This is a genomic window from Streptomyces sp. SM1 (assembly GCF_002910825.1).
Lineage (GTDB): Bacteria > Actinomycetota > Actinomycetes > Streptomycetales > Streptomycetaceae > Streptomyces > Streptomyces okerensis.
Window position 1 is genome coordinate 1 of sequence record NZ_NEUB01000851.1, and the last position, 10,163, is coordinate 10,163.

Annotated in this window: 9 protein-coding genes; 6 read left to right on the forward strand and 3 right to left on the reverse strand. The window is 72.0% G+C overall.

The genetic code is table 11. The features are described 5' to 3' along the window. The 5 genes from B9S61_RS27700 to B9S61_RS27720 form a co-directional block, all read left to right on the forward strand. Positions 1-1,133: polysaccharide pyruvyl transferase family protein (locus B9S61_RS27700; RefSeq protein ID WP_146064966.1), on the forward strand; the 1,133-nt coding region annotated here is incomplete at its 5' end. Between the two features lie 49 nt (positions 1,134-1,182). Next, entirely contained in the window at positions 1,183-2,148 is a 966-nt protein-coding gene (locus B9S61_RS27705; RefSeq protein WP_103544683.1) for a glycosyltransferase family 2 protein, read from the forward strand. A gap of 3 nt (positions 2,149-2,151) precedes the next feature. After that, positions 2,152-3,498, forward strand: coding sequence for a polysialyltransferase family glycosyltransferase (locus tag B9S61_RS27710; RefSeq protein ID WP_103544684.1), 1,347 nt, complete (start codon positions 2,152-2,154; stop codon positions 3,496-3,498). A 116-nt stretch (positions 3,499-3,614) separates the two neighbouring features. After that, positions 3,615-4,703 carry an acyltransferase gene (locus B9S61_RS27715; RefSeq protein ID WP_103544685.1) on the forward strand — a complete coding sequence of 363 codons (1,089 nt, stop codon included), beginning with the start codon at positions 3,615-3,617 and terminating at the stop codon, positions 4,701-4,703. Positions 4,704-4,859: 156 nt separating this feature from the next. Next, positions 4,860-5,786: a class I SAM-dependent methyltransferase gene (locus B9S61_RS27720; RefSeq protein WP_103544686.1), complete on the forward strand. Its 927-nt coding sequence runs from the start codon at positions 4,860-4,862 to the stop codon at positions 5,784-5,786. A 4-nt stretch (positions 5,787-5,790) separates the two neighbouring features. Here B9S61_RS27720 and B9S61_RS27725 read toward each other — a convergent pair whose 3' ends face one another. Beyond that, positions 5,791-6,441: a TetR/AcrR family transcriptional regulator C-terminal domain-containing protein gene (locus B9S61_RS27725; RefSeq protein WP_103544687.1), complete on the reverse strand. Its 651-nt coding sequence runs from the start codon at positions 6,439-6,441 to the stop codon at positions 5,791-5,793. A gap of 71 nt (positions 6,442-6,512) precedes the next feature. On the opposite strand from B9S61_RS27725, the gene B9S61_RS27730 reads away from it, so the two are divergent. Next, entirely contained in the window at positions 6,513-7,919 is a 1,407-nt protein-coding gene (locus B9S61_RS27730; RefSeq protein WP_103544688.1) for an FAD-dependent oxidoreductase, read from the forward strand. A 167-nt stretch (positions 7,920-8,086) separates the two neighbouring features. On the opposite strand, the gene leuE is transcribed toward B9S61_RS27730, so the two are convergent. Both leuE and B9S61_RS27745 read right to left on the reverse strand, forming a co-directional pair. Beyond that, positions 8,087-8,734 carry a leucine efflux protein LeuE gene (gene leuE / locus B9S61_RS27740; protein ID WP_103544689.1) on the reverse strand — a complete coding sequence of 216 codons (648 nt, stop codon included), beginning with the start codon at positions 8,732-8,734 and terminating at the stop codon, positions 8,087-8,089. A gap of 64 nt (positions 8,735-8,798) precedes the next feature. After that, the coding region (locus tag B9S61_RS27745) for a methylmalonyl-CoA mutase (protein WP_103544690.1) at positions 8,799-10,163 on the reverse strand (1,365 nt) is incomplete at its 5' end.

The window sequence follows — 10,163 nt, forward strand, 5'->3', positions numbered from 1 at the left end:
GGGTGCCGGGACAGGTCCCGGGGCGGGTGCCGGGACAGGTCCCGGCCGGGGAGCAGCTCGCGCATGTGGCGCTGTTCGCCGAGGGGCAGGAGAACGCGGGCGACAAGGTGCTGCCGGAGGCCGTACGGCTGTGCTTCGGCACCGACACCGGACCGCGCGCCTGGTACCGGCAGCCGGTGCACCGGCTGGTCGACGAGGCCGCGCTGGAGGAACTGAACGCGCGGCGCGGGGTGGTCGTCGGCGGCGGCGGACTGTTCCTCCCCGACACCTCCCCCAACGGCAACAGCCACTGGCAGTGGAACATCCCGGACGACGTGCTGGCCCGGCTGACCGCCCCGCTGGCGGTGTTCGCGGTCGGCTACAACGTGTTCGACGGACAGCTCTACCGGCGGAGCCGGTTCGCCGGGAGCCTGCGGGCCCTCGTCGAGCGCTCGGCGTTCTTCGGGCTGCGCAACCACGGCTCCATCGAACGAGTCCGCGAGTTGCTGCCCGCCGGACTGCGCGACCGGGTCCGCTACCAGCCCTGCCCCACCACGGTGGCCCGGTACCTCGTCCCGGGCTGGACCGACCCGGTGGTGCGGGACGACACCGTCCTGGTCAACTGCGCGTACGACCGCGCCGGCCTGCGCTTCGGCCACGACTACGGCGACTTCCTCGCCCACATGGCCACCGCGCTGCGCGGCCTGCGGGACCGGACCGGCGTGCGGTACGCGGCGCACATGCCCGCCGACGAGAGGTTCGTGCACGATCTGCGCCGGGAGCACGGGATCTCCCTGCCCGTGGAGCAGCTGTACGACATGTCCAACGACGGCATCCGTGACCTGTTCCGCCGGTCGCGGCTGGTGATCGGGATGCGCGGGCACGCGGGGATGATCCCCTTCGGCTGCGGCACCCCGATCCTCAGCCTCGTCTCCCATCCGAAGCTCGCCTACTTCCTGTCCGACATCGGCCACGAGGAGTGGGGGCTGTCGGTGCACGACCGGGACCTCGGCGCCCGGCTGCTGGAGCGGGCGGCGGCGGTCCTCGACGACCATCCGGCCGCGGTGGCCGAGGTGCACGACGCGCAGAAGTTCCTGTGGGAGACCACGCGGTCGAACCTCGACGGACTCCGGGAGGCCTTCGGACCGACCTGAGCCGCCGAGACATCATGCCGTTCCGGAAAGACCCTGAGGTGAGGCCCACGTGCCGAAACTGTCCGTCGTCGTCCCCCTGCACAATGTGGAACCCTTCGTCGAGAGCACGCTGCGCAGTCTGGCCGGCAACGCCGGCCCGGACGTCGAGTTCCTGCTCGTCGACGACTGCTCCACGGACGCCACATCCTGGGTGGTCGACCGCTGGGCGGAGAAGCTCCCGGGCGCGCGGGTGATCCGGCACGAGCGGAACATGGGCATCGCCCAGGCACGCAACACCGGTATCGACGCGGCCGGGGGCGAGTTCCTCACGTTCCTCGACGGCGACGACTGGTACGGGCCGGGCCATCTCGCCGGGATGGTCGCCGCCATGGAGGAACTGGGCTGCGACTTCGCCCGCACCGACCATGTCCAGGCCACCGGCACCGAGCGGGTGATCAAACGGCCGCCGGCTCCGGCACGGGGCGCGGTGATGGACCCGCGCGACGGGATCACGCCCGCCGACACGGAGACGATGGTCGACTACCCCTTCGTCTGGGCGGGCATCTACCACCGCCGTCTCTTCGACGACGGCGGTATGCGCTTCGTGACCGAACTCCGTACGGCCGAGGACCGGTTGTGGATCTGGCGGCTGCACCTCAAGGCCCGGACGTACGCCTCCCTCGGCCTGCACGGGGTGTTCTACCGGCGCGGCGTCGCGACCTCCCTCACCCAGGTCAAGGACTCCCGCCAGCTGGACTTCATCCCCGCGTACGACGCGCTGCTGCGGGACGTGCTCGGTGACCCGGAGAGCGACCGGTTCCTCCTCAAGGCCGTACGCACCTACTGCGCCATGATCGCCTTCCACATCGGCAAGGCGGACACGTACGAGCCCACGGCGGCCCGGCGGCTGCGGCGGGAGGCGCGGGAGGCGCTGCACCGCATGCCCCAGGACGCGCTGGAGGAGACCCTCGCCACCATCGACAGCACCCGGAGCAGGCTGCTCGGCCGCCTGCGCGACGGGCGGAAGGCTGCCTGACCCATGCTCCAGACGACCCAGATCTTCCAGGTCTCCACACTCTACGGAGCGGCCACCCTCGCCGCGGCGCTGGACGCGGGCCTCTTCGGACCGCGCGGGAAGGCCCGCCGCATCCTGCTGGTCTGCAACAACGCCTCCGTGCCGGAGACCGCCCTGCGCCTGGACGAGATGCACGGCTACGGGCCGATCGCCGGCCGGTTCGACTCGGTGGTGAGCTGGAACGAGGCGATCAGCCCGTACCACCCGAGTGCCTGGGGGCCGCGCGGCAACGACACGGTGCTGTGGCAGCGTGCCTTCCGGCTCCTCTGGGACATCGACGAACGGGACACGATCGAGCTGGCGGTCGAGTCGATCCAGGTCAACCCGGCCCGCGCGCTCGCGGCGATCTTCTCCGAGGCCGCCGTCGACGTCTACGCGGACGGTCTGATGAGCTACGGCCCGACCCGGGAGAAGCTGCCGCTGACCATCGCGCGGCGTATCCGGCGGCTGCTGCATCTCGACCTGATCCCCGGTCTGCGGCCGATGCTGCTGTCCGAGTACGCGGTGGCGCCGGTGGTCGTCCCCGACGGGGCGTTCCGCGGGGTGCTGGACGAGATCTCCCGGGACGCGGCGGACGACCCGCGGCTGGCACCCGTGCTCGCCGGGGCTCCGACGGCGGTGCTCCTCGGCCAGTACCTCGCCGCGATCGGCATCCTGAGCCCGCGGGAGGAGGAGGAGCTCCACGTCCGCATGCTCACCGGGGCCGTGCGCGCCGGGCACCGGTCCATCGTCTTCAAGCCCCACCCGACCGCCCCCGCGGGCTACTCGGCGGCGCTCGCCAAGGCGGCGGCGGACGCGGGCGTACGGCTGAGCGTGCTGGACGCGCCGCTGCTGGCCGAGACGCTGTACCGGCTTGGCCGTCCCGAACTCGTCGTCGGCTGCTTCTCCACGGCGATGGTGACCGCGTCCGCCTACTACGACGTGCCCGTCGCCCGGGTCGGAACGGCGCTGGTCATGGGGCGCCTCAAGCCCTACCCGAACAGCAACCGGGTGCCGCTGGCCGTGATCGACCACCTGGTCCCGGACCTGGAACGCGCCCAGTCCCCGGCGGTGGTGGGCCCGGCCCCGGACACGTTGTCCCCGCTGGTCCGGGCGATCGGCTTCTGCATGCAGCCGAAGACCTACGCCGGCCTGCGTGAGACGACGGCCGACTGGCTCGACACCCACCTGGCCGACACCCCCGGCTACTACTTCCCCGAAGTCCGCCTGGCCGAGCTGTCCCTGCCGGGCAGCACCCCCCGCACCCGGGCGAGGATCCAGGCGGCCCGCGCCAAGCGGGTCGTCGGCAGAGCGGTCCGCCGAAGGCCCTGACCCCCGGCCGCCCCTGCCCGCCCGGGGCCACCACGCACGGCAACCGAGACGCACCGGTCACAGGGGCGCCACCCGCCCGTCACCCCCCGTACACCAGCCCGCCCCACAGTGGCCCGGTGCCCAACGACACCGCCCTGCGCCTGCCGCAGCAGAAGCGCAGCACCGGCTCCCCGACCGAACACACCCCCCTCCGGGAGCACCGCTACGACATCGACCTGCTGCGCCTGATCTGTTCCGCGATCATCATGCTGGGTCACGTGGGAGCCCAGTTCATCCACTCCACGGACAACGACCCGGCGAACGGCCCGGGCACCTACTGGGCGGGCCACGTCGCGGAGGCGATCAACCCCTTCGCCGTGCCCATGTACTTCGCCATCGCCGGCTGGGCCGTCCTCGTCGGCGCACCCCCGCGCGACGGCGCACGCATGTGGCAGCGGATCGTCCGCAACACGGTGCCGCTCTTCGCGTGGACGGCGGTCTACCTCCTCTGGGCCTGGCTGCGCGGCCGCAACGACCGTCCCATGACGGAACTGGCGACGGACTCCCTGGTCGGCTCCGTACAGCCCGCCTACCACCTGTGGTTCATGTACAACTACATCCCGATCATCGCGCTGCTCGCCTTCGCGATGCTGATCACCGCGGGGAAACGGCCCTGGAGCCTCGGTGCGGCGCTGCTCGGCATCGCGGTCCTGCCGAGCGTGCTGACCACGGCCGCCGAGGTGACGGGCCGCGACATGCCCACGGTGGCCTGGGGGTTCGGCACCTACTCCCTGGTGTACGCGGTCGGCGGCGCCCTGCTGTTCGCCCTCCCGGCCGGAGTCCTGCGGTGGCGGTGGCCGCTGTACGTGCTGCTGCCGCTCAGCATGGCCGGGGCGCTCTGGTACAACACGCGGATCCACTACGTGATGCCCAACGCGCACCTGTTCGTGGCCGCGATGAGCATCTGCGTACTGCTCCTGATCAGCAGGGTCCGGGTCCCCGGGAGGCTGCGGCCCCTGCTGAAGAAGCTGGCCGGTGCGGCGCTCGGCGCGTACATGGTGCATGTGCTGTTCGTCGAGGAGATCGTCGCGCCCCTGGTGTCGCCGGACCTGAGCGGGCCGGCCGCGGGGCTGCTGCTGACCGGTCTGCTGGTGACCGTGATGGTGCTGTCGTTCGCCACCAGCCTGCTGTGGGGAAGGCTGAACCTCCGACGCCTGCTGGGCTGACGCCACCGGCCTTCGCGCCACGCGGAGTTCGCCCGCTGTTCGCACACCGCTCGGCTCCGCGCCGCTCCCCCGCCGGCGCTGCCCGCCTAGCCTGTCATCGGCCCGAGAGCCACAGCACTCCCCCCGCGCTTCCGACGGATTGAGGTCTCCGGTTCCATGAACGCCCGCTCCCTGCTCACCAGTTCCGCGTCCCGGCGGCTGCTGCGGCCGGTCGCCGATCTCGTCGACCGGCGCATCGACCGGCGGCTGCGCCCGACGGCGGCCGCGGTCGCGGCGGACAGCGCGCGGCTTCAGGAGACCACGGAGGCGGTGCGGCGTCAGCAGCTCACCCTCGAGCTGCTGCTCGGCTCCTCCGGCCGGGGCCTCTCCCGGATCGTGAGCCCCGGCCCGCTGAACCGGCTGCGGTCCGAGGTGGCGGAGCTGGCCGGGGACCGGGGCGCCGCCGAGCGCAACGTCGCCACCGCCTACCGGCTGCTGGTCGGGCTCGAGTCGCTCGGGGCCGGCCGGATCGCCGGGGGCACCATGAACATCTGCGGCAAGCTCGGCACGATCCCCCTGCTGGACCCGCCCAACGACGAGATCCTGGAGATCGGCACGCTCTACGGCATGTTCTCCGCGGGTCTGATCCGGATGATGGAGCGCGACGGCCGGAGCCCGAGCGTCACGATCGTCGACCCGTTCGCCGGCGTGCAGCTCCAGCCCGGCACCCCGCGCCGCTCCGATCCCTCCGGCACGCCGGTCCACGAGCACGCCGTGCGGACCAATCTCGCCCTGGCCGGTCCGGCGGGCACGGCCGCCCGGATCCAGCGGGGCTTCTCGGAGGACCCCGGCACCCGGGCAGCCGTCTCGGACCGCCGCTACGGCGTGATCGTCGTCGACGGCGACCATTCGGCCGAGGGCGTCGCCAAGGACCTGGAGTGGGCGGAGGAGATCGCCGCCCCGGGCGGGATCGTCGTCCTGGACGACTTCGGCGACCCCAAGTGGCCCGGTATCAAGGAGGCGCTGGACAAGCACCTCACGGGGGACACCCGGTTCACCTACCTCGGCAAGGCCGCCCTGTCGGCGTTCCTGCGGGCCGCCTGACCGCTCAGCGCACCCCGTACCGGGTCTCGATCCCCGCGACCAGCAGGGCGAGGCCCTCCTCGAAGTGCTGGTCGTAGTGGCCGAAGATCTCCGCGCCGGCCCGGGCCGCGAGCGGGAAGCCGGCCATCCCGCGGGCGCGTTCCTCCAGGTCGAAGCCCTCCCTGCGTTCTCCGGGCAGTGGCTGGACGCCCTGTTCCTCGGTGACGAAGCCGAGGGTGTACAGGTACGACGTGTTGAGCGCGCGGGCGGCCTCGGCGAGGGTCATACCGGCGGCGGTGAACCGGCGCAGGCCCTCCTCCATGTGCTCGGCGTGCTCCATGCCGGTGAAGCGTGAACCGCTGAACACCTTGGCCCCGTCGCGGTAGGCGAGCAGCGCCGTGCGCAGGCCGCGGTTGGCCGCGAGCAGCCACTCCTGCCAGGTGCCGTCCGGGTCCGGCGAGCCCTGGGCGGTCATCCGGCGGTACATCTCCGTCGCCATCTCGTCGAGCAGGGCCTGTTTGTCCTTGAAGTGCCAGTAGAGGGCGGGCGCCTTGACGTCCAGTTCCCGGGCGATGGCGCGCAGGGTCAGGCCGTCCAGTCCCACCTCGTTCAGCAGTCCCAGTGCCGTGTCGGCGACCCTCCGGCGGTCCAGCGGGGTCCGTCGTTCCGTACTCACACTTGACAACTTAACACCGTTAGGGACACTCTCGGAGGGCAGGGCACTTAACGACGTTAAGGAGACGGACCGTGAGCGATATCGGCGTACTGATCGTGGGCGCCGGGCCGACCGGGCTCACCCTCGGCATCGACCTGGCCCGGCGCGGGATTCCGGCGCTGGCGGTGGAGCGGGCGGACGAACTGTTCCCCGGCTCACGCGGCAAGGGCATGCAGCCGCGCACCATGGAGGTCTTCGACGACCTGGGCGTCCTGGACGCGATCCACGCGGCCGGCGGCGGCTACCCGGTCGGCATGGTCTGGCGGAACGGCGAGCGCCTGGGCGAGCACCACCTGTTCGACCCGGCCGAGCCGAGCGAGGACGCGCCGTACAACGCGCCCTGGATGGTGCCGCAGTGGCGCACCCAGCGGATCCTGCTGGAGCGGCTGGAGGAACTCGGCGGCAAGGTCGCCTTCGGCCGGGAGGTCACCGGCGTGACCCAGGACGCGGACGGGGTGACCGCGCACTTCCGTGCCGGTGAACCGGTACGCGCCCGGTATCTCGTCGCGGCGGACGGGGGCCGCTCCGTGGTGCGCCGGGCGGTCGGGACCGGCATGACCGGGGAGGAGGTGGACCCCCTGCCGACCCTGGTGGCGGACGTACGGATCACCGGGCTGGACCGGGACAACTGGCACGTCTTCCCGCCGGGGGAGGGCCGTCAGGACTTCCTCTCCCTCTGCCCGCTGTCCGGCACGGAGGACTTCCAGCTGGTGGCCCGGTTCGCGGAGGGGACGGACGTGGACCTCTCGCCGGCCGGCGTACGGCAGGTCGTGGCCGCCCGCTCGCATCTCGCCCCCGAGGACGTCACGGAGGTCCGCTGGGCCTCGGACTTCCGCCCGCGGGCCGCGCTCGCCGACCGGTTCCGGGCGGGCCGGGTCTTCCTCGCCGGCGACGCGGCGCACGTGCACTCCCCGGCCGGCGGCCAGGGCCTCAACACCAGCGTCCAGGACGCCTACAACCTCGGCTGGAAGCTGGGCGCGGTGCTGGGCGACGGTGCGCCCGCGGACCTGCTCGACACCTACGAGGAGGAACGGCGCCCGATCGCCCGGCAGATGCTGGACCTGTCCACCAGCGTCCACCGGGGTGAGACCCGGCGGGGCGGGGCCACCCGGCAGCTGGACCTGGGCTACCCGGAGTCCTCGCTCACCACGGAGACCCGCCCGGCGCCCGGCCCGGTGCGCGCGGGCGACCGGGCACCCGACGGCCACGTCGGCGGCGTACGCCTCTTCGACGCGTTCCGGGGCCCGCACTGGACCCTGCTGGCGCTGGGCACGGACACCGCCCCCGAACCGCCCGCGGCGGTACGAGCGGTCCGCGGACCGGCCCACGGGACCTACGGCACGGGCCTGTTCCTGGTCCGCCCGGACGGCTATGTGGGCTGGGCCGGGGACACACCGGCCGGGCTCCCGCGGTACCTGGCCCGGTTCGCGGCCCGCTGACCGGCAGGGGGTGTCTGACGAATGAGCGCGGGTGGAGGAGCGGCGTCTGGTGCGTGCGATCGCAAGGCGCCGGAGTGTCCTCGTGGCGGAGCCACGTGGACACTCCGGCAACGCGGCGAGCGTGCGTGCCAGACGCCGCGACGCCGCGGGCATTCGTCAGACACCCCCTAGGCCGCCAGGGACAGCTTCGCCGCGAAGCCCAGGAACAGCGCGCCCGCCGCCGAGGTGGCACCGGCGGCCAGCCGGCGCCTGCGGCGGAACACGGCGGCCAGGCGGGTACCGCCGAATATCAGCAGCGACAGGTACAGGAAGCTGGCCGTCTGGAGCAGGACCCCGAGGACGACGAAGGAGAGCACCGGGTAGGCGTAACCGGGGTCGACGAACTGCACGAAGAAGGAGATCAGGAAGAGGATCGCCTTCGGGTTGAGCAGCGACACCACCAGCGCGCGGCGGTAGGGGCGCTCCTCCGCGGGCGCCACCGCGGGCGCCTCGGCGTGTGCCGGGTCGTCCGGGGTCCGCCACATGCGCCACGCCGAGCGCAGCATGCCGTACGCCATCCACGCCAGGTATCCGGCACCGGCGTACTTCACCACCAGGAACAACAGCGGTGTGGTCGTGAGCACGGAGGCCGCGCCGAGCGCCGCCAGCGTCATCAGAACGGCGTCACCGGTGAAGACGCCCGCCACCGCCGCATAGCCGGTACGGACGCCTTTGCGGGCGGCGACGGACAGCACGTACAGCGAATTGGGCCCCGGCAGCAGAATGATGAGGGCCAGGCCCGCCAGATAGGTGGGAAGGTCGATGACGCCGAACATGAGAAGGAGTGTCGCACGGTGGTACGACACTCCTCCGCATGATCTCGGTCACCTGGACGGGCGCTCAGAACGCGTCGGTCGGCACGTAGGTGCCCCAGACCTCGCGCAGCGCGTTGCAGACCTCGCCCACCGTGGCGCGGGCGCGCAGGGCGTCCTTCATCGGGTACAGGACGTTGTCCTCCCCCTCCGCCGCCTTCTTCAGGGCGGCCAGCGCCGAGTCGACCGCCTGCTGGTCGCGCTCCGCGCGGAGTCCGGCGAGGCGTTCGGCCTGCTGGGCCTCGATGGCGGGGTCGACGCGCAGCGGCTCGTAGGGCTCCTCCGCGTCCAGCTGGAAGCGGTTGACGCCGACCACGACCCGCTCGCCGGAGTCGGTCTCCTGGGCGATGCGGTAGGCGGAGCGCTCGATCTCGTTCTTCTGGAAGCCGTGCTCGATGGCGTTGACCGCGCCGCCGAGGTCCTCGACCTTCCGCATCAGCTCCAGCGCGGCCTCCTCGACGTCGTCGGTCATCTTCTCGATGACGTAGGAACCGGCGAACGGGTCGACGGTCGCGGTCACGTCCGTCTCGTAGGCGAGGACCTGCTGGGTGCGCAGGGCGAGCCGCGCGGACTTGTCGGTCGGGAGGGCGATCGCCTCGTCGAAGGAGTTGGTGTGCAGCGACTGGGTGCCGCCGAGCACCGCGCCCAGGCCCTGGACGGCGACCCGGACCAGGTTGACCTCCGGCTGCTGGGCGGTCAGCTGCACCCCGGCCGTCTGCGTGTGGAAGCGCAGCATCAGCGACTTGGGGTTCTTGGCGCCGAACTCCTCCTTCATCACCCGCGCCCAGATCCTGCGCGCGGCGCGGAACTTGGCGACCTCCTCCAGGATCGTCGTGCGGGCCACGAAGAAGAACGACAGGCGCGGGGCGAAGTCGTCGACGTCCATGCCGGCCGCGACCGCCGTACGGACGTACTCGATGCCGTCGGCGAGGGTGAACGCGATCTCCTGCGCGGGAGAGGCGCCCGCCTCGGCCATGTGGTAGCCGGAGATCGAGATCGTGTTCCACTTCGGGATCTCGGCCCGGCAGTACTTGAAGATGTCGGCGATCAGGCGGAGCGAGGGCTTCGGCGGGAAGATGTAGGTGCCCCGCGCGATGTACTCCTTCAGCACGTCGTTCTGGATCGTGCCGGTGAGCTTGTCGGCGCTCACGCCCTGCTCCTCGGCGACCAGTTGGTAGAGGAGCAGCAGGAGGGCGGCGGGCGCGTTGATCGTCATCGACGTGGAGACCCTGTCCAGCGGGATCCCGCCGAACAGCACCCGCATGTCGTCGACGGAGTCGATGGCGACGCCCACCTTGCCGACCTCGCCCGAGGCGATCGGGGCGTCGGAGTCGTGGCCCATCTGGGTGGGCAGGTCGAAGGCGACCGACAGGCCCATCGTGCCGTTGGCGAT

Bases quoted from the DNA above. Each gene is read 5' to 3' on its own strand.
- B9S61_RS27710 (WP_103544684.1), top strand. From the start codon at position 2,152: ATGCTCCAGACGACCCAGATCTTCCAGGTCTCCACACTCTACGGAGCG.
- B9S61_RS27720 (WP_103544686.1), top strand. From the start codon at position 4,860: ATGAACGCCCGCTCCCTGCTCACCAGTTCCGCGTCCCGGCGGCTGCTG.
- leuE (WP_103544689.1), bottom strand. From the start codon at position 8,734: ATGTTCGGCGTCATCGACCTTCCCACCTATCTGGCGGGCCTGGCCCTC.